We start from the raw sequence: 19,380 nt of genomic DNA, 5'->3' as shown, positions 1-19,380 counted from the left end.
AGGGCAGGGCTGACTGGCACGCGATCAGTTACTGGAGCGGCTCACCGACATCCCCGCACCGGCCGGTGGCCCAGCCCGTGTCGGACGAAATCCAGGTGGGCCGCACCGACCTCGATGCTGTTCTCATCAAGGCCGTTGACGATCCGCAGGCAGCCGCCGGCGAAGACGAACTCCACCGCCACGGTTCCTGCCGCCAGGTCATGTTCTGGCGGCAGCCATTCGAGGAGCGTGACCTCCCGCAGTTCATGGCCGACGAACGGTTCGAGGCGCTCATCGCTGTGAGACCACCGCGGCGTGAACTCCGACGACTCCCACCCGGCGATGGTCACCGCGGTGTCGATGGTGTTCCAGCTGATCGAGAGCTCGTCGAACTTCCAGTGCTGGACCTCCACCTGGATCCCGTCGAAGTCCAGCACCACCGGGCAGTCGGCGAACCAGTCCCCGTCTTCGGCGAACCGCACCAGCGCGAACCCCGTCAGCCGCCTACCGGCGAGCGCAGCCAGGCGTGAGCCGTGCGCCCGGCGAATCGCGTCGACCCCGATCAGGAAGGACGGCTCGAAACCAGAGATTCCCATGTTCACAGCACAGGAGTCTCCAGGCGTTCGTCCCGGCGGGCCAGCGGGCCAGCGACGTCCTGCGGCACGGCGGCCACCTTGCGGTGTCTGCTTAGATGCGGACATGGGCAACGGACATGGGGTGGCACGACGCCACCATCCACGGCTTGTCCGTCCAGCCGACCGACGACATCCTGCCGCGTCTTCTCCTCGACCTCATACTGGTGCGGCGCTCGTAGGATGCGTGGATGCCCAAGCCGATATGCCGATACGGATGAGTCGCCGCGCGTGGGGTGCCGCGTGGGTGGCGTTGTGCGCGGTCGGCATCGCCGCCACCGCCGGACTGAACGCCTCCTCGGCGCCGGACCCGCAGCCCGAGAAGCCCGTCAGTGCCGAGTGCGCCGAGTACATCGCGAACATCGAGACGCAGCTGGCGAAGGCGAAGGCGAAGGCCGAACAGGAAGGCGCGGAAGACCAAGTGCTGGGTTTCTCGCGGGTCCGGGTCGGTACCGAGGACGACTGCGGCGATGCGTTGCGCGAGCACTTCCGTGGCGATCAGTGAGCCGGGTACGCGGCTCGCCGCGATGGTAGGGCCGGCCGTCAGCCCCATCCTGGCCGCCCTGGACGTCACCAACCGCGTCCACGCCGCACTGGTGGCCCGCGACGCCGGACTCACCCGTTGAGTCCCTTTGAGCGTGGTCACGAGGTGGTCCGGTCGGAGGGTGGCCAGACGTAGGGCAGGTCGTCGGGGACGTCCGGGAAGAGGGGGGAGTAGACGTCCGGTGCCTTGCGCAGCAGGGCCGACTGGTGGCTGCGGTGGAAGGCCGGGTCTCCCAGCCAGGGAGGCAGCTCGCCGGCGTCGGCCAGTTCGTCCTGGGTGCGTACGGAGGCGCCGGGGTGATGCCGGGTGAAGTCCGTGAGCAGGGTGGCGGCGCAGGTGTCGGGGCGTCCCTCCGCCACCCATACCGCGCACACGTCGAGGCCGTAGCGGACCAGGGCCTCCTCGTAGCCGGCCCACATGCGTACCGCGGGGTGGTGCCGCCACCCGTAGCCGGGCACGGTCAGGCCGCGCAGCACTTGAAGGGCCTCGACCCGCTGTTTGCCCAGGCGGGCGCGGTCCAGGACCGTGGCGGAGCGGGTGAAGCCGGGGTACGGGAGGAAGGTCTGCACGGGGGATGCCTACCGCGGCGGGCCCGTTACCACCCCTCCCTGTACGGGCGATACGGCCGCAGACGCGCCAACTCCACGAGGAGCTGAGGACGGCCGGAAGCGGTCTTCTGTTCGGGGGCGTGCGCTCGTGCGAGGGATTCGTCGAACGGCCGACCAAGGGTTCGCGCCACTTCCGGCGAACCGGCCGCGGTCGGGCACGTTGCGCGAATGTGTCGTCCTGCCCGTCCGGCAACCCCGGCTGGCACCTGCCAGCGGCGCGTTCCCGACCCCGCGGGTACCCGCCATGGCGTGCGGAACGTATTCGAATCACGTGCCGTGCGGGGCGTTCGGTGCTGGCTTGTTCCTGTCATTCCGCCATGGCGTGGCGGCGCACATAAAGGGTGGCCGGATCGAGAAGGTGCCGTTCTGCCACCGCGGCCCCGATGTTAGGCTCGCCGAAGTTGCATTCCCGTACCTTTCGACGTCCGATTGTTTACGGTTGTTTATGGGCGTTGTGGATTTCCTTCGCCCAGGCGTGGGAAGGTCTCCATAGGTGGTTCGGACTCGGCGCTGAGTTCGTACGGCAAGAGTGATTCCGAAGTGTGACAGGAGTAAGCATGCCCCTGGGGTACTTATTCGGCGGTGGCGTCGGCACCGAACCGCACGGGATCGAACTGTATGAGGCGTCACCGCTCGTACGACAGCTTTATGAAGAGATATCCGGGTGGACCGGCCTTCCGGCCGAGCAGATTCTGCGCGGCGAGCTTCCCGAGGGGCGGGAGCAGCGGCAGAGCGCCGGCACGATACGCGAGGCGGCGCTCGCCGTCGCCGTGCACGACCTCCTCGCGGAGGCGGGCCTGAGTCCTGACGTGGTCGGCGGGCTGAGCCTGGGCGCGATGACCGCCAGCTCCGTGGCCGGCGCCCTGGACCGCCGGTCGCTGTTCACCATGCTGGCCCGGACGGCCGACGCCCCAGGTCCCGGGCCCGACGCCGTGGAGGAGGGGATGGCCCTCGCCTTCGTGCGGGCCGAGGACGCGCAGGACCCACCGCCCTGGGACGGACGCCCCGACATCCACCTCGCCGGCGACTTCGGACCGGTCGTGGACGGATCCCAGCGCATCGTCATGCTCGCCGGGCACCGCACGGCGATCGAGGCCCTGGCCGCCGAGTCCGCCCCCGGCGCGATCGTGCCGCTGCCCGGCCGCACCATCGCCGTGCACTCCCCACTGCGCAAGCCCTTCCGCGACTTCATCGCGCCGCAGCTGGCGGAAATGCCGTTCACCGCACCCCGCATTCCGCTGCTCTCCTGCCTGGAGCGCGGAGAGCTGAAAACGGCGGACGAGGTGCGCGAAATGTTCGAGCGGAATCCCACGGATCCGATAAGTCTCGTCGACATCTACGAAGGAATGCGGAGCCACGACGTGCGCCTCGGCCTCGTCATGGGACCCGCGATCCCTGAAGGAATGCTCGCTTTCCCGTTCCCTGTTGTTCATGTGGAAAGCATCGAGCATATACAACTCGCCGTCAGTACTGCCTACGATCTGGGAATCGGCTTCTCCGGAGGCGACTCCGGCACACGGGAACGCTGATATGCGGGGGGCCGAGCACACGGCTGGTCCGGAAGATTTCCCGGCGGCCGATCCCGACGTGCTCGTCAAGAAGTGGCTCGACACCGACATCGACGCGTGGACCCGCAGGGTCGTGCGGCGCACCTTCGACCCCGATGCCGGCAGCCCCTACTGGCTGAGCCGTCGCGAGCGGCTCGACTTCGACCCGTACGACATCACGCGCCACGAGGAGCTCATCGCCTTCGGCCCGTTCCCGCTCACCGACCTGCGCGGCGTGGACCCGGCGGACCTGGTGCCACGCGCCCATCGGCGGCCGCTCGCCGGCCGCGTCTGGGACACCGGCGGCACCACCGGCACCCCCTGCCGCGTCTTCTACACACCCGACATGCTCCGCCACCGCGCCGTCTGGCGCCGCTGGTCCTTCGTCCACGAAGGGTTCGCGCCCGGCCGCGGCTGGCTCCAGGCGACACCCACAGGACCCCACCTCATAGGGCACGGCGTCTGGGAGGTCGCCGACCTCTACGCGGGCCTGGTGTACGCCATCGACATGGACCCCCGCTGGGTCAAACGCCTCATCCGCGAAGGCCGCCCGGCCGACGTCCGGCACTACACCGACCACCTCCTGGACCAGATCACCGACGCCCTCGACCAGCCCGGCATCGACTACCTCAACACCACCCCCGCCCTGTTCGCGGCGCTCTGCCGACGCGCGCCCGAGCGCGTCGCGGCCCTCGCCGGGGCACGCCTGAGCGGCACTCAGATCAACGCCGCGATGCTCCGTGACTTCCGCGCCGCCCTCGACGGCGGGATCTGCGGCATCAGTTACGGCAACACCTTCGGCAACGCCGCCTTCCTCGGCGTGCCCGAGAGCGGCGGCCCGATCCCGTACATGCCCAACTATCCGCAGGTGACCATGGCCGTGGTGCGCAAGGACGACTGGCGCTCGGTCGTCGCGCCCGGCGCGACCGGCCAGGTCCGCCTCACCGTCCTCCACGACGACCTGTTCCTGCCCAACATCCTCGAACGCGACCAGGCGGCACGCCACCTCGACCCCGAGTGGCCCTGCGACGGCGTCGCCGACGTCCGTCCCCTCCAGATCGCCAACACCGCGCCCGAAGGCCTCTACTGACGGCCGCTCACCCCGCGAGCCACCCGCCCCGAGAGCCACCCGCACCGACCCGGACCGCGAGCCGAGCGGCCCCGCGTCCCGGCGCCCCGGCGCGCCCGCAGTCCCTGTCCCGTTGTCCCCTGTGCGTGCTGAGGAGCCATGGCGTGAACGTGCCCGAGTCCCCCGCCGGGACCTCCCTCCTGTGGACCCTGTCCGGCGACAGCAGGGGCGCCATCGCGGCGCAGGCGCGACGACTGCGCGACCACCTGCGCACCCTGCCCGAGTGGAACCCCGCGGACATCGGGCTCGCCCTCGCCCACGCCACGACCGTCGAGGGACGGCGCGCCGCCCTCGTGGCCGGGGAAGGCGAGGAGTTCCTGGACCGCCTCGACGCGCTCGCCCGCGGCCACGGCGCCCCCGGCCTCGTCGAGGGCCCCGGCGGGCCCGGCGCCGGCGTCGCCTTCGTCTTCCCGGGACAGGGCTCCCAGTGGCCCGGCATGGCCGCCGAACTCCTCGACTCCGCACCCGGCTTCAGGGAGCGCGTGGACGCCTGCGCGCAGGCCCTCGAACCCTTCGTCGACTGGTCCCTCATCGACGTGCTGCGCGCCGCCGACGGCGCGCCCGCCCTGGACCGCCCCGACGTCGTGCAGCCCGCCCTGTTCGCCGTCGGCGTCGCCCTCGCCGGGCTCTGGCGCGACCACGGCGTGGAGCCGTCCGCCGTCATCGGCCACAGCTGCGGCGAGATTTCCGCCGCGGCCGTCAGCGGCGCGCTCTCCCTCGACGACAGCGCCCGCGTCGTCGCCCGGTGGAGCCAGGCGCAGGCCACCCTGTCCGGGCGCGGGGACATGGTCTCGGTCATGGCTCCCGTCGCCGACGTACGAGCCCGACTGGCTGAGTACGACGGGCAGTTGGGTGTCGCCGCCGTCAACGGGCCGAGCTCCGTGATCGTCTCGGGCGGCACCGCCGCCGCCACGGAACTCGTCGCCCGGCTCACCGCCGAGGGCGTCCACGCCCGCCGTATCGCCGTCGGGCTCGCCGCCCACTCCCCGCAGATCGACGCCATCGTGCCGCGTCTCCACTCCGACCTGGCCCCTGTCCGCCCGCTCCCCGCCGACCTCCCGTACTACTCCGGCCTCACCGGCGACCGGCTCCCCGCTCCGGTCCTCGACGCCGCCTACTGGGCCCGCAACCTGCGCAACACCGTCCGCTTCGACGAAGCCACCGCGGCCCTGCTGCGGGACGGGCACCACACCCTCCTGGAGGTCAGCCCACACCCGGTCCTCACCACCGCGCTCCAGGCGACCGCCGCCGAGCAGGCGGTCGACGCCCACATCGGCGCGACCCTGCGCCGCGGCCACGGAGGCCGCGCGCGGTTCCTCACCGCGCTCGGCGAGGCGTACGCGCACGGGGTCGACCCGGACCGCACCGCCGTCTTCGCGGGGCTCGGCGCCCGCCCCGCCGAACTCCCCGCCGGCCCGCGGGAGACGGACGACGACGCCGGCACGGAGGACCCCGGGGCCGCCCTCCGCGACGAACTCACCCGCCTCACCGCCACCGGACAGCGCGAGCGGCTGCTGCGCGTCGTGGCGCAGGAGGCCGCCGCGGTGCTCGGCGACGCGGGACCCGTCGACCCCGACGCCACCTTCACCGGCCTCGGTGCCGACTCCGTGACGGCGGTGGAGATCCGCAACCGCGTCGCCGCCGTCACCGGCGCCGGGGCGCTGCCCGTGACGGCCGTCTTCGACCACCCGACACCGAGGGAGCTCGCCGAGTTCCTCAGGGACGAACTGCTGGCCGGCTCGGCCCAGGGGGACCGGCATGCGGGCCGGGCGGGCGCCGAGGGGCGCGACACGGCCGTCGCGGGCGTCGCGGGTGTCGCCGCCGCGGACGACGATCCGGTGGCGATCGTCGCCATGGGCTGCCGGTACCCCGGCGGAGCCGACAGCCCCGAGCGGCTCTGGCAGCTCCTGACGGACGGCACCGACGCCGTGACGCCGTTCCCCGACAACCGGGGCTGGAGCACCGGGGACGCCTGCGCCCCCGAAGACGTCGCGCCGGGCCGGCACTATCAGCGCGAGGCCGGGTTCCTGCACGAAGCCGACCGCTTCGACGCCGCGTTCTTCGGCATCTCGCCCCGCGAGGCACGCGTCATGGACCCGCAGCAGCGGCTGCTCCTCGAGACGTCCTGGGAGACCTTCGAACGCGCCGGGCTCGACCCGCACACCCTGCGCGGCAGCCGCACCGGCGTCTACATCGGCGCGATGACCATGGACTACGGCCCCCGCCTGCACGAGGCGACGGACGGCAACGGCCACCTCCTCACCGGCAACACCGGCAGCGTCGCATCCGGCCGCATCGCCTACGCACTCGGCCTCGAAGGGGCCGCGGTCACCGTGGACACGGCCTGCTCCTCGTCGCTCGTGGCCCTGCACCTCGCGGTCCAGGCGCTGCGCCGCGGCGAGTGCGCGCTCGCGCTCGCGGGCGGCGCGACGGTGATGCCGACGCCGGGCATGTTCGTGGAGTTCAGCAGTCAGGGCGGGCTTGCTGCCGACGGCCGCTGCAAGGCGTTCTCCGCGCAGGCCGACGGGTTCGGCCTCGCCGAGGGCGTGGGCGTCGTACTCCTTGAGCGGTTGTCGGACGCGCGTCGGAACGGGCATCCGGTGCTGGCGGTGGTGCGGGGCAGCGCGGTCAACCAGGACGGTGCGAGCAATGGTCTGACGGCGCCGAACGGTCCGTCGCAGCAGCGGGTGATCCGTGCGGCGCTGGCGGACGCGGGGCTGTCGGCGAAGGACGTCGACGCGGTGGAGGCGCACGGTACGGGAACCACGCTCGGGGACCCGATCGAGGCGCAGGCGCTGCTCGCGACGTACGGCCAACAGCGCGCAGACGGGCGTCCGTTGTGGCTGGGATCCCTCAAGTCCAACATCGGCCATACGCAGGCCGCCGCCGGGGTCGGCGGCGTCATGAAGATGGTCCTCGCGATGCGGCACGGGCTGCTGCCCCGGTCCCTGCACATCACCGAGCCGACGCCGTACGTGAACTGGGGCACGGGTGACGTACGACTGCTCGGCGAGCCCACACCCTGGCCGGAGAACGAGCGGCCCCGGCGGGCCGGCGTCTCCGGGTTCGGGATCAGCGGGACGAACGCGCACGTGATTGTGGAGCAGGCGCCGGAGGGCGTCGCCGCGGAGGCGGCCTGCGAGCCTCCCGCGGACGCTTCCGAGGTGCGTACGCCGGTGCCGTGGGTGGTGTCGGCGAAGTCGCCCCAGGCGTTGCGGGAGCAGGCGGCGCGGCTCCTGGAGGCGTGCGGTGCGGAGGTGCGGATCGGTGATGTGGGTCTGTCGCTGGCTGTGACGCGTTCCCGGTTCGAGCACCGGGCCGTGGTGGCGGGAGACCGGGAGCAACTGCTCGATGGCGTGGGGGCGTTGGCGTCCGGAGACCCGTCCCCGTTCGTGGTGGAGGGGCGGGCCGAGCAGCTCGGCGGGACGGTGTTCGTGTTCCCGGGGCAGGGGGCGCAGTGGGCGGGCATGGCGCGCGAACTGCTCGACGAGTCGGCGGAGTTCGCCGGGTTCATGGGGGAGTGCGAGGCGGCCTTGTCTCCCCATGTGGGGTGGTCGTTGCTGGATGTGGTGCGCTCGGGCGAGGGGCTCGAGCGGGTCGACGTGGTGCAGCCGGTGCTGTTCGCGGTGATGGTGTCGCTGGCGCGGCTGTGGCGTTCCTTCGGTGTGGTGCCGGACGCGGTGGTGGGGCACTCCCAGGGGGAGATCGCGGCGGCGGTGGTCGCGGGGGGCCTGTCGTTGGCGGACGGGGCGAAGGTGGTCGCGTTGCGCAGCCGGGCGATCGTGCGGCTCGCCGGGCAGGGCGGGATGGTGTCGCTGGCCGTGTCGTCGGCGCGGGCCGCCGAGCTGATCGAGGCCTGGGACGGGCGCCTGTCGGTGGCGGCGGTCAACGGCCCCTCGGTGGTGGTGGTGTCCGGCGACTCCGACGCCCTTGCCGAGCTGCTGGCCTCGTGTGAGGCGGAGGGGGTGCGGGCCCGTCGTATCGACGTGGACTACGCGTCGCACTCGGCTCATGTGGAGCGGATCGAGGGGGAGTTGGCGGAGGCCCTGGCAGGGATCGAACCGGTCCAGGGCGACGTACCGTTGCTGTCCACCGTGACGGGGGAGTGGCTGGACACCTCGGTGATGGACGCCGCGTACTGGTACAGGAACCTGCGGGGCACGGTCGGCTTCGAGGCGGCCGTGCGGACCCTGGCGGGCGCGGGTTACGGTGCGTTCGTCGAGGTCGGTCCGCATCCGGTGCTGGCCATGGCGGTCGAGCAGACCCTGGAGGCCGCCGGGGCGAGTGGTGTGGTGCTCGGCACGCTCCGGCGCGACGAAGGCGGGCTGCGGCGCATGCTGCTGGCCCTGGGGGAGGCCCACGCGCACGGCGTCCCGGTCGACTGGTCACCCGCCTTCGCCGGCACCGGGGCCGCCCGCACCGAACTGCCCACCTACCCCTTCCAGCGCGAACGGTTCTGGCTGGAGCCCACGGAGCCGGCAGCCGGCGGCACCAGTGGGAGCGGCGAGACGGACGGGCTGTGGGAGGCGCTCGTCGAGGCGGAGCCCGCGCGTCTCGCCGAGACGCTGCGGGTGACCCCCGAAGCGCTGCACGAGGTGCTGCCCGCGCTGTCCGCGTGGCGCGCCGAACGGACACGGGAGCGACGCGTCGACTCCTGGCGCCACCGCGTCGGCTGGCGCCCGCTGGACCTGCCGCCCGCACCGGCGCCGACGGAGCGCTGGCTCGCGGTGTGCCCGGCGGAGGGTCCCGCGGACGACGTCGTACGCGGCCTCGTGGCACTCGGCCTCGACCTCACCGTCGTCCACACCGACGGCCCCGGCACGAGCCGCGCCGAGCTGGCGGCCGCGCTGCGTTCGGTCGCCGGGGGCGCGCCGGTCGCGGGGGATCCGCCGGTTGGGAGGGATTCGCGCGCGGCAGGGGGGTTGTCCGGCGCCGGGTCGCCCGTGGCCGGCGAGCCGCTCGCGGTCGGGGTGCCGCCCGCCGCCGATGCGTACGCCGACGGGTATTCGCGCGCGGCAGGGGGGTTGCCCGGCGCCGGGAGGTCGCCCGTGGCCGGGGAGCCACCCGTCGTCGCGGCGTCGCACGCTGCGGAGGGCCCGCCGGTCGCAGGCGATTCGCCCACCGCAGGGGAGCTGTCCCTCGCCGGGGAGCCGCCTGTCCTCGGAGAGTCGCCCGTCGTTGCCAGGCCGCCATCCGCTGCCGATCCGCATGCCGACGGGGATTCGGGCGCCGTAGGGCAGCTGTCCCGCGCCGGAGAGTCGCCCGTCGCCGGGATGCCATCCGTCGCCGAGCCGCACGTCGCGGGTGGGGCGTCCCGTGTCGGGGCGCCGCCCGTTGCCGGGGTGCCGCACGCCGACGGCGAGCCGTACGCCGCAGGTGAGACGTCCCGCGCCGGGGCGGCACCCGTCGTCGGGGTCCTCTCCTTGCTCGCGGACGAGCGGCGCACGCACCCGGAGCACCCGGAGGTGCCGGGTGGGGTCGCGCTCACCCTCTCGCTCGTGCAGGCGCTCGGGGACGCGGGCGTCGACGCGCCGCTGTGGTGTGTGACGCGGGGCGCTGCCGTGGTCGGGGCCGGGGAGCGGCCCGGTGCTCACGCGCACGCGGCCGTCGCGGGGCTCGGTCGTTGTGTGGCGCTCGAACACCCGGACCGGTGGGGCGGGTTGGTTGATCTGCCGCACGAACCGGACGAGCGGGCGTTGCGGCGGCTGTGTGCCGTGCTGGCGTCCGTGACCGATGAGGACCAGGTCGCGGTGAGGTCGACCGGGGTCCAGGGGCGGCGGTTGTTGCCCGCGCCCGTGCGGGGTGATCTGGCCGTGCCGGACGAGGCGTTCGGGGACGGCACGGTCCTCGTCACCGGCGGCACCGGCGGTGTCGGCGCGCACGTGGCGCGGTGGCTGGGCGCGCGCGGTGCCGGGCATCTGCTGCTCGTCGGCCGGCGCGGGCCGCAGGCGCCGGGTGCGGAGGAGCTGCGGGCCGAGTTGGAGGGCTCGGGTACGGCCGTGAGCGTGGTGGCGTGCGACGTCGCCGACCCGGAGCGGGTGGCGGAGTTGGTCGGGACGCTGCCGCCCGACCGCCCGCTGACCGCTGTCGTCCACGCGGCGGGCGTCCTCGACGACGGCATGCTGGACGCCCTCACGCCCGCGCGGCTCGCCAAGTCCCTGCGGGCGAAGGTGACCGCCGCCGAGGTCCTGCACGAGGCGACCGCGCACCTCGACCTGTCGGCCTTCGTCGTCTTCACCTCAGTCATGGGGGTCGTCGGCAACGCGGGGCAGGCCAACTACGCTGCCGCGAACGCCGCGTTGGAGTCCCTCGTCGCCTCCCGGCGGGCCGCCGGACTGCCCGGCACCGCCGTCGCCTGGGGCGCCTGGGCCGCCGGTGAGGGCATGCTCGCCGACGGGGTCGCGGGCCGGCTGCGGGACCGCGGGCTGCCCTCCATGGACCCGGAGGCCGCCGTCACCGCCCTCGGACGCGCCCTCGCCGAGGACGACGCGCTCGTCGTGGTCGCCGACGCGGACTGGCGGCGGTTGGCCGACGCGACGGGGCCGCGGACCGCCACGCTGCTCGCCGAGCTGACCGGCCGCAGCGACGGGGCTGTGGGGGGCCAGGAATCGGAAGGGGCGTTCCGCGAGCAGGTCGCCGCCGTGCCCGACGCCGAACGGGCCCGGTTCGTCACCGACCTCGTCCGTACGCACGCGGCGGCCGTCCTGCGGCACCCCGACACCGACGCCGTGCACCCCGAACGGGCCTTCACCGAGATGGGGTTCGACTCCCTCACGGCGGTCGAGCTGCGCAACCGGCTGGCCGCCGTCACCGGCGTACGACTGCCCGCCACCGTCCTCTTCGACCGCCCCACCCCGGCCGTCCTCGCCGGCCACCTGCTGAGCGAACTCGGCGCGCCCGCCGACACCCGGGCCACGGACGAGACCTCCGCCGCCCAGGAGGGAGAGCCCATCGCCATCGTGGGCATGGGCTGCCGGTTTCCCGGCGGCGTACGACGTCCCGCGGAGCTGTGGCAGCTGCTCACCGAGGGCCGGGACGCGGTCACGGACTGGCCGGCGGACCGGGGCTGGGACACGGCCGGGCTCTACGACCCGGACCCGGACAGGACCGGCACCACCTACTGCACGCAGGGCGCGTTCGTGACGGGCGCCGCCGACTTCGACGCGGAGTTCTTCGGGATCTCGCCGCGCGAGGCGCTCGCCATGGACCCCCAGCAGCGCCTCCTCCTGGAGACCGCCTGGGAGGCCGCGGAGCACGCCGGGCAGAACCCGGCCGCACTGCGCGGGCGCCGTGTCGGCGTGTTCGTCGGCACCAACGGCCAGGACTACATGGGCCTCGCCGGCGCCGACCCGGCGGTGTCCGAAGGCCACCTCCTCACCGGCAACACGGCCAGCGTGATGTCCGGCCGCATCTCCTACGTCCTCGGCCTGGAAGGGCCCGCCCTCACCGTCGACACGGCCTGCTCCTCGTCGCTGGTCGCCGTGCACCTCGCCGCCCAGGCGCTGCGGCGCGGCGACTGCGACCAGGCGTTCGCGGGCGGCGCGACGGTGATGAGCACACCCCGCCTGTTCGTCGAGTTCAGCCGTCAGCGCGGCCTCGCCCGCGACGGACGGTGCAAGGCGTTCGGGGCGGGCGCGGACGGCACCGCGTGGGGCGAGGGCGCCGGAGTGCTGTTCCTGGAGCGGCTGAGCGATGCCCGCCGCCACGGCCACCGGGTGCTCGCCGTGATCCGTGGCTCCGCCGTCAACCAGGACGGCGCGAGCAACGGCCTGACCGCCCCGAACGGACCCGCCCAGCAGACCGTGATCCGTGCCGCGCTCGCCGACGCGGGCCTGCGCCCCCACCAGGTCGACGCGGTGGAGGCGCACGGCACAGGCACCGTGCTCGGTGACCCCATCGAGGCGCAGGCCCTCCAGGCCGTGTACGCGGGGCGGCCCGCCGACAGGCCGCTGTGGCTCGGCTCGGTCAAGTCCAACATCGGGCACACGCAGGCCGCGGCCGGAGTCGCCGGGCTCATGAAGACGGTGCTCGCCCTCGGCGCCGGAGAACTCCCCGGCACGCTGCACGCCGACGAACCGAACCCGCACATCGACTGGTCCGCCGGTGACGTACGACTCCTCACCGGGCCGTCCATGCCCTGGCCGGAGACGGGTGAGCCGCGGCGGGCCGGAGTCTCCTCGTTCGGCATCAGCGGCACCAACGCCCACATCGTGGTGGAACAGGCGCCGCCGCCCGCCGAGGCTCCAGCGACAGCGACACACGACACGCCTGACACCGGTGTCGCCGTGCCGCTGCTGCTGTCCGCCCGCACCCCGGATGCCCTGCGCGCGCAGGCGGCCCAGCTGCGCACCCATCTTGTACGCGCGTATCCCGGCGGGCACCCCGCTCGAGGCCTCGCGGACGTCGCTCACGTCCTCGCCACCCGGCGCGCCGCGCTCGACCACCGCGCCGCCGTCCTCGGGCACGACCCCGACGCGGTCCTCGCCGCCCTGGACGCCCTGGCCGACGGGGCCTCCGCCGGGCGGCTCGTCACCGGGCACGCGGGCGCGCCCGGCCGGACGGCGTTCCTCTTCCCCGGCCAGGGCAGCCAGCGGCCGGGCGCGGGCGCCGGGCTGTACCGCACCGAACCGGCCTTCGCCGACGCGCTCGACGACGTCCTCACCCACCTGGCACCCCACCTCTCCCCGGGCCTCGAACTGCCGCTGCGCGACGTCATGTTCGCCGCCCCGGGGACCGAGGACGCCGTACTCCTGGACCGCACCGGCTGCACCCAGCCCGCGCTGTTCGCCCTCCAGGTGGCGCTGTTCCGGCTGCTGGAGCACTGGGGCGTACGTCCCGACGTCCTGCTCGGGCACTCCATCGGCGAGCTCGCCGCCGCGCACGTGGCCGGGGTCCTCGACCTGCCGGACGCCTGCGCCCTGGTCGCCGCGCGCGGCCGCCTCATGGACGCGCTGCCCGGCGGCGGCGCCATGGTGGCCGTGGAAGCCGACGAGGAGGAGGTGCGGACGCTGCTCGCGGCCGGGGGCGGCCAAGTGGGCGCGGTGCCGGCCCCGACCGGTGGGGAGGGTGTTCCGTCCGACGCGGCCGGTGCTTCCAGCGCTGCGGGCGCCGTCTCGATCGCCGCGGACGCCGTCTCGATCGCCGCCGACGCCGTTTCGATCGCCGCGGTCAACGGGCCGCGCTCCACCGTCCTCTCCGGTGACCGCACGCCCGTGCTGCGCCTCGCCGAGGCCTTCCGGGCACGGGGCCGCCGCACCAAGGAACTCGCCGTCAGCCACGCCTTCCACTCGGCACACGTGGAGGCGATGCTCGACCAATTCCGCTCCGTGGCACGGCGGATGACGTACGAGCCGCCGCGCATCCCCGTCGTCTCGAACCTCACCGGCGAACGCGCCACCGCCGCCGAGCTGTGCGACCCCGAGTACTGGGTGCGGCACGTCCGCTCCACCGTCCGGTTCCTCGACGGCGCCCGCACCCTGCTCGCCGAGTCCACCACCAGCTGCCTCGAACTGGGCCCGGCCGGTGTCCTGTCCGGCCTCGTCGAGGGGTGCCGCACCGCCGACGACGACTGCCGCGCCGTACCGCTGCTGCGCGAGGGGCGCACCGAAGCCGAGTCGCTGTCCGGGGCCCTCGCCGCCCTGCACGTACGGGGCGTGCCCGTCGACTGGACCGCGGGCACCCCGGCCCACACACCCCCGCTCGACCTGCCCACCTACCCGTTCCAGCACCGCAGGTACTGGCCCGCGTCACGCCCGACCCGCGTCGCCGACGACCCCGCCGACGCCTGGACCTACCGCGTCACCTGGCGCGCCCTGCCCGACCCGGCCCCCGCCCCGCTGACCGGCACCTGGCTGCTCGTCGTGCCCGAGGCGGCCGCCGGCGCGGCGCTCGCCGAGGCGTGCCGGGGTGCGCTCGCCGAGCACGGCGCCGACGTGTCCGTCGTCGAAGTCCCCGAAGGCGCCGACCGGTCCGGGCTCGCCGCCCGCGTCCCGTTCGGCACGAACGGCGTGAGCGGAGTGCTTTCGCTGCTCGGCCCTCTCACCGGGCCCGAGGCCACCCTCCTCCTCATCCAGGCCCTCGGTGACGCGGGCGCCGACGTCCCGCTGTGGTGCGTCACCACCGGTGCCGTCGCCGTGGACGGCAGCGGCCCCGACCACCCCGAACAGGCCCAGGTCTGGGGACTCGGCAGGGTCGCCGCACTCGAACACCCGCGGCGCTGGGGCGGTCTCGTGGACCTGCCCGAGCGGCCCGACGGCACCGCCCTGCGACGCCTGTGCGCCCTGCTGTCCGGAACCGTGCGCGCACCCGACGGCGGCTGCGCCGAGGACCAGGTGGCCGTCCGGGCCGACGGCCTGCACGGCCGCCGCCTGGTCCGGGAGCCGGCCCCCGGCGGACCGCGCCAGGGTGCGCCCGAGTGGACCGTACGCGGCACCGTCCTCGTCACCGGCGGCACCGGTGGACTCGGCGCCCACGTGGCCCGCCGCCTCGCCCGCGGCGGCGCCGACCACCTCGTCCTCACGAGCCGCCGAGGAGCGGACGCGCCCGGCGCGGCCGAACTCGTCCGGGAACTCGGCGCGTCGGGCACCCGCACCACCGTCGCGGCCTGCGACGTCGCCGACCGGTCGGCGCTCGCGGACCTCCTCGACCGCATCGCCGCCGACGGCGACACCGTACGGGCCGTCTTCCACGCGGCCGGTGTCACCTCCGACACCCGGATCGCCGACTGCACGCCCGCGGTGCTCGCCGAGGAGACCGCAGCGAAGGTGCGCGGCACCGCACACCTCGACGCGCTGCTCGGCGACGACCTGGACGCCTTCGTGCTCTTCTCGTCGGTCTCCGCCGTCTGGGGCAGCGCGGGACAGGCCACCTACGCGGCCGCCAACGCCCACCTCGACGCCGTCGCCGAACGGCGGCGCGCACAGGGGCGGCCCGCGACCTGTGTGGCGTGGGGGCCGTGGGCCGGGGCGGGCATGGCGCAGGGCGGGACCGGCGCGGGGCTGCGCCGCCTCGGCCTGGTCCCGATGGCGCCCGAGGCGGCGCTCGACGCGCTGTGGCGGGCCCTCGAGCGCGACGACAGCGGGATCGCCGTCGCGGACATGGACTGGGGGCGGTTCGCCCCCGCCTTCCGCTCCAGTCGTGAGAGCGCTCTGTTCGGCGACCTTCCTGAGGCGGCGTCCGAGACGCTGTCCGGGGCGGGGTCCGAGGTGGCGTCCGGGCGGGCGGGGGGCACGGAACCCGACGCGGCCGCCGCCCGCTGGCGCGAGCGGCTCGCCGCCCTGCCCGGCGGCGCCGAACGGCACCGTGCGCTCACCGAGTTCGTACGCACCGAGGCGGCCGCCGTCCTGGGGCACGACTCGACGGAGGCCGTCGACGCCGGACGGTCCTTCCACGACATCGGCTTCGACTCGCTCACCGCCGTCGAACTGCGCAACCGCCTCGCCGCCGCCACCGGCCTCACGCTGCCCGCCAGCACCGTCTTCGACCACCCCACGGCCACCGCGCTCGGGGAGCACCTGCACACCGAACTGACCGGCGTCGCCCCCGCGTCACAGGCCGCGCCGACCATGTCCTCGTCCTCTTCTTCCTCCTCCTCCGCCGATGAGCCGTTGGCCGTCATCGGCATGGCCTGCCGCTTCCCGGGCGGAGTACGCAGCCCCGAGGACCTGTGGGACCTCGTCGCGGGCGAGCGGGACACGATCGGGCCGCTCCCCGACGACCGCGGCTGGCCGCTCGACGCCCTCTACGACCCCGACCCCGAGCGCGAGGGAACCTTCTACACCAGTGGCGGCGGATTCCTCGACGGAGCCGGGGACTTCGACGCGGAGTTCTTCGGTATCTCGCCGCGTGAGGCGCTCGCCATGGACCCGCAGCAGCGGCTCCTCCTGGAAACCTCCTGGGAGGCGCTCGAACGCGCGGGCCTCGACCCCGCGTCGCTGCGCGGCAGCCAGGGCGGCGTCTATCTGGGCGTCGCCGGGCAGGGGTACGGCGCCGGGCCGCAGGACCCGGCCGCCGACGTGGAGGGCCATCTGCTCAGCGGCACGGTCACGAGTGTCGCCTCCGGACGCATCGCGTACACCCTCGGCACCGAGGGGCCCGCCGTCACCGTCGAGACCGCCTGCTCCTCCTCGCTGGTCGCCCTCCACCTGGCCGGGCAGGCGCTGCGTGCGGGGGAGTGCTCCTTCGCGCTCGTCGGCGGCGCCGCCGTCATGGCGTCCCCCGACGCCTTCGTGGAGTTCAGCCGCCAGCGCGGGCTCTCGCCCGACGGCCGGTGCCGGTCCTTCGCGGAGGCCGCCGACGGCACCGGCTGGGGCGAGGGCGTCGGCGTCCTGGTGGTCGAACGGCTCTCCGAGGCCCGCCGCCAGGGCCATCCGGTCCTCGCCGTCGTCCGCGGCTCCGCCGTCAACCAGGACGGCGCCAGCAACGGCCTCACCGCCCCGAGCGGTCCCGCGCAGGAACGCGTCCTGCGCCGGGCGCTCGCCACCGCCGGGCTCACCGGCGGCGACGTCGACCTCGTCGAGGCGCACGGCACCGGGACCACTCTCGGCGACCCCATCGAGGCACAGGCCCTGCTCGCCGTCTACGGCCAGGACCGGCCCGTCGAACAGCCCTTGTGGCTCGGCTCGTTGAAGTCCAACATCGGCCACACGCAGGCCGCCGCGGGAGTCGCGGGCGTCATTAAGACGGTGATGGCCCTGCGCCACGGGCTGCTGCCCCGCACCCTCCACGTCGACACGCCGACCACCAAGGTGGACTGGTCCAAGGGCGCGGTACGGCTGCTGACCGAGGCCCGCCCGTGGCACGACACCGGCCGCCCGCGCCGCGCCGGCGTCTCCTCGTTCGGCATGAGCGGCACCAATGCGCACGCGGTGCTCGAACAGGCCCCGTCCGACAGCCCGTCGACCGTGCCGCCGGGCCCACGGCCTCCCGCACCCGTCGCCTCCACCGAACCCTCCGCGTCGCCCGAATCCTCCGCCTCGCCCGCCCCCCTCGCGCCCACCGCACTCGAGCCGTTCACCGGCGCCCCCGTGGCGCTGCCGCTGTCCGCCGCCTCCGCCACCGCCCTGCGCGCCCAGGCCCGCCGCCTGCGCGAGCACGTCGAGGCCGAGCCCGAGCGGCCCCTCGCCGATCTCGCCCATGCGCTCGCCACCACCCGCACCGCGTTCCGCCACCGCGCCGCGGTGACCGGCCGCACCCGGCAGGAACTCCTCGGCGCCCTCGCGGCCCTCGGGGACGGGGCGCCCGCCCCCGGCGCCGTCACGGGCCGCGCGGGCGAGGCGCGGACCGTGTTTGTCTTCCCGGGGCAGGGGTCGCAGTGGGCGGGCATGGCGCGTGAGCTCCTGGACGGCTCACCCGTGTTCGCCGCCCGGATCGACGCGTGCGAACGGGCTCTCGCCCCGTACGTGGACTGGTCGCTGGACGCGGTGCTGCGCGGCTCGGACGGTGCGCCGTCCCTGGAGCGCGTCGACGTGGTGCAGCCGGTGCTGTTCGCGGTGATGGTGTCGTTGGCGGAGGTGTGGCGGTCGTACGGGGTGGAGCCCGCCGCCGTGGTCGGGCACTCGCAGGGGGAGATCGCCGCCGCGTGCGTGGCGGGCGCGCTGTCGCTGGAGGACGCCGCCCGCGTCGTCGCCCTGCGCAGCCGGGAACTCCTGCGCCTCGCGGGCCGCGGCGGCATGGTCTCCCTGGCCGCGCCGGAGGAACGCGTACGGGAAATGCTGCTGCCGTACGACGAGCGGATCGGCGTGGCCGGGGTCAATGGGCCGCAGGCCGTCGTTGTCGCGGGCGAGCCCGCCGCGCTGGAGGGGCTGCTCGCCGACTGCGCACGCGAGGCCGTACGGGCCCGGCGGCTCCCCGTCGACTATGCCGCGCACTCCGCCCAGGTCACCGACGTCGGCGACGCGCTGCGCACCGCCCTCGCCGGAGTGCGGCCCCGGACGCCGGACGTGCCGCTGTACTCCACCGTGACCGGCGATGTCGTCGACGGCGCCGTCCTCGACGCGGCCTACTGGTACCGCAACCTGCGCGAGCCCGTCGAGTTCGCGCGCGCCACCGAGACCCTGCTCGCCGCCGGGCACGACCTGTTCATCGAGATGAGCCCGCACCCGGTGCTGACCGCCGCGATAGCGGACACCGCCGAGCGGGCGCGGCGGCCCGTCGCCGCCGTCGGTTCGGTACGCCGCGACGACGGCGGCACCGACCGTCTCCTCGCCTCGCTCGCCGAGGCGTGGACGCACGGCGCCGCCGTGGACTGGGCCGCCGTACTGCCCCCGCCCACCGGCACCCACGTCCCGCTGCCCACCTACCCCTTCCAGCACGAGCGCTACTGGCTGCCCACCCCGGGCCGGACCGCCGGCACCGCGACCGCGAAGGCCGCCGCCCCGGAGCCCGTGGCCGGACCGGTGCCCGAAACGGACCCGGCGAACGAACTCGCCGCCCGGCTCGCCCCGTTGGACGAGACCGACCGCCGCCGCACCCTCCTCGACCTGGTCGTCACGCACGCCGCCGCCCTGCTCGGACACTCCGGCACCACGGCCGTCGACCCCGAACGGCCCTTCACCGACGCCGGGTTCGACTCGATGCTCGCCATGACGTTCAGGAACCGCCTCGGTGAGGCGACCGGCATCGCGCTGCCGCCCACCACGGTCTTCGACCACCCCACGCCCGCCGCGCTCGCCGCCCACATCGATCAACGCCTTGCCGCGCCGTCCGAGCCGGAGCGGCCCGTCCTCGCCCAACTCGACCGCCTCGCCGACGCGCTGGCCGGTGCGGGCACGGACACGCCCGACGCCGACGAGATCGGCGCCCGCCTGCGCGACCTGCTGCGGTCCTGGAACAGCCGACGCCCGCGGGACGACTGCGACGGCGGGGCGGAGGGCGCCGACACGACCACCGCCACCGCCGACGAACTCTTCGAACTGCTCGACAACAATTACGGCGCCTGAGG

At 74.6% G+C, this 19,380-nt stretch carries 8 protein-coding genes; 6 read left to right on the top strand and 2 right to left on the bottom strand.

All coding sequences use genetic code 11. From position 1 onward, the window contains the following. Nucleotides 1–41: 41 nt before the first annotated feature. Complete coding sequence (locus ACI2L3_RS15520) at nucleotides 42–575, bottom strand: hypothetical protein (RefSeq protein ID WP_404752878.1); 534 nt, start codon at nucleotides 573–575, stop codon at nucleotides 42–44. A 95-nt stretch (nucleotides 576–670) separates the two neighbouring features. Here ACI2L3_RS15520 and ACI2L3_RS15515 point away from each other — a divergent pair, with 95 nt between their 5' ends. From ACI2L3_RS15515 to ACI2L3_RS15505, 3 genes are read left to right on the top strand one after another with little or no spacing between them, the layout of a single operon-like run. Next, complete coding sequence (locus ACI2L3_RS15515) at nucleotides 671–793, top strand: hypothetical protein (protein WP_404752877.1); 123 nt, start codon at nucleotides 671–673, stop codon at nucleotides 791–793. Between the two features lie 5 nt (nucleotides 794–798). Continuing rightward, complete coding sequence (locus ACI2L3_RS15510) at nucleotides 799–1,116, top strand: hypothetical protein (protein WP_404752876.1); 318 nt, start codon at nucleotides 799–801, stop codon at nucleotides 1,114–1,116. Next, nucleotides 1,103–1,237, top strand: a complete 135-nt coding sequence (locus ACI2L3_RS15505) for a hypothetical protein (RefSeq protein WP_404752875.1) — start codon at nucleotides 1,103–1,105, stop codon at nucleotides 1,235–1,237. Before ACI2L3_RS15510 ends, ACI2L3_RS15505 begins: the two co-directional genes overlap by 14 nt. Before the next feature lie 16 nt (nucleotides 1,238–1,253). On the opposite strand, the gene ACI2L3_RS15500 is transcribed toward ACI2L3_RS15505, so the two are convergent. After that, a complete protein-coding gene (locus ACI2L3_RS15500) occupies nucleotides 1,254–1,724 on the bottom strand; it encodes an MSMEG_6728 family protein (protein WP_404752874.1) in 471 nt (156 codons plus the stop codon). A 596-nt stretch (nucleotides 1,725–2,320) separates the two neighbouring features. Here ACI2L3_RS15500 and ACI2L3_RS15495 point away from each other — a divergent pair. The 3 genes from ACI2L3_RS15495 to ACI2L3_RS15485 all read left to right on the top strand — a co-directional run bounded on the left by ACI2L3_RS15495 (nucleotide 2,321) and on the right by ACI2L3_RS15485 (nucleotide 19,378). Then, nucleotides 2,321–3,292, top strand: a complete 972-nt coding sequence (locus tag ACI2L3_RS15495) for an ACP S-malonyltransferase (RefSeq protein WP_404752873.1) — start codon at nucleotides 2,321–2,323, stop codon at nucleotides 3,290–3,292. Between the two features lies 1 nt (nucleotide 3,293). After that, entirely contained in the window at nucleotides 3,294–4,400 is a 1,107-nt protein-coding gene (locus tag ACI2L3_RS15490) for an arylcarboxylate reductase (RefSeq protein ID WP_404752872.1), read from the top strand. A 143-nt stretch (nucleotides 4,401–4,543) separates the two neighbouring features. Beyond that, entirely contained in the window at nucleotides 4,544–19,378 is a 14,835-nt protein-coding gene (locus ACI2L3_RS15485) for an SDR family NAD(P)-dependent oxidoreductase (protein ID WP_404752871.1), read from the top strand. Nucleotides 19,379–19,380 lie beyond the last annotated feature (2 nt).

The organism is Streptomyces sp. NPDC029674 (genome assembly GCF_044903205.1).
In the GTDB taxonomy this organism is placed as follows: Bacteria; Actinomycetota; Actinomycetes; order Streptomycetales; family Streptomycetaceae; genus Streptomyces.
The sequence above is the reverse complement of the archived record's forward strand: the minus strand, read 5'-3'. Positions and strand labels throughout refer to the sequence as shown.

Coding starts and splice junctions, on each gene's coding strand:
- ACI2L3_RS15520 (WP_404752878.1), bottom strand. CDS start 575: ATGGGAATCTCTGGTTTCGAGCCGTCCTTCCTGATCGGGGTCGACGCG.
- ACI2L3_RS15515 (WP_404752877.1), top strand. CDS start 671: ATGCGGACATGGGCAACGGACATGGGGTGGCACGACGCCACCATCCAC.
- ACI2L3_RS15495 (WP_404752873.1), top strand. CDS start 2,321: ATGCCCCTGGGGTACTTATTCGGCGGTGGCGTCGGCACCGAACCGCAC.
- ACI2L3_RS15490 (WP_404752872.1), top strand. CDS start 3,294: ATGCGGGGGGCCGAGCACACGGCTGGTCCGGAAGATTTCCCGGCGGCC.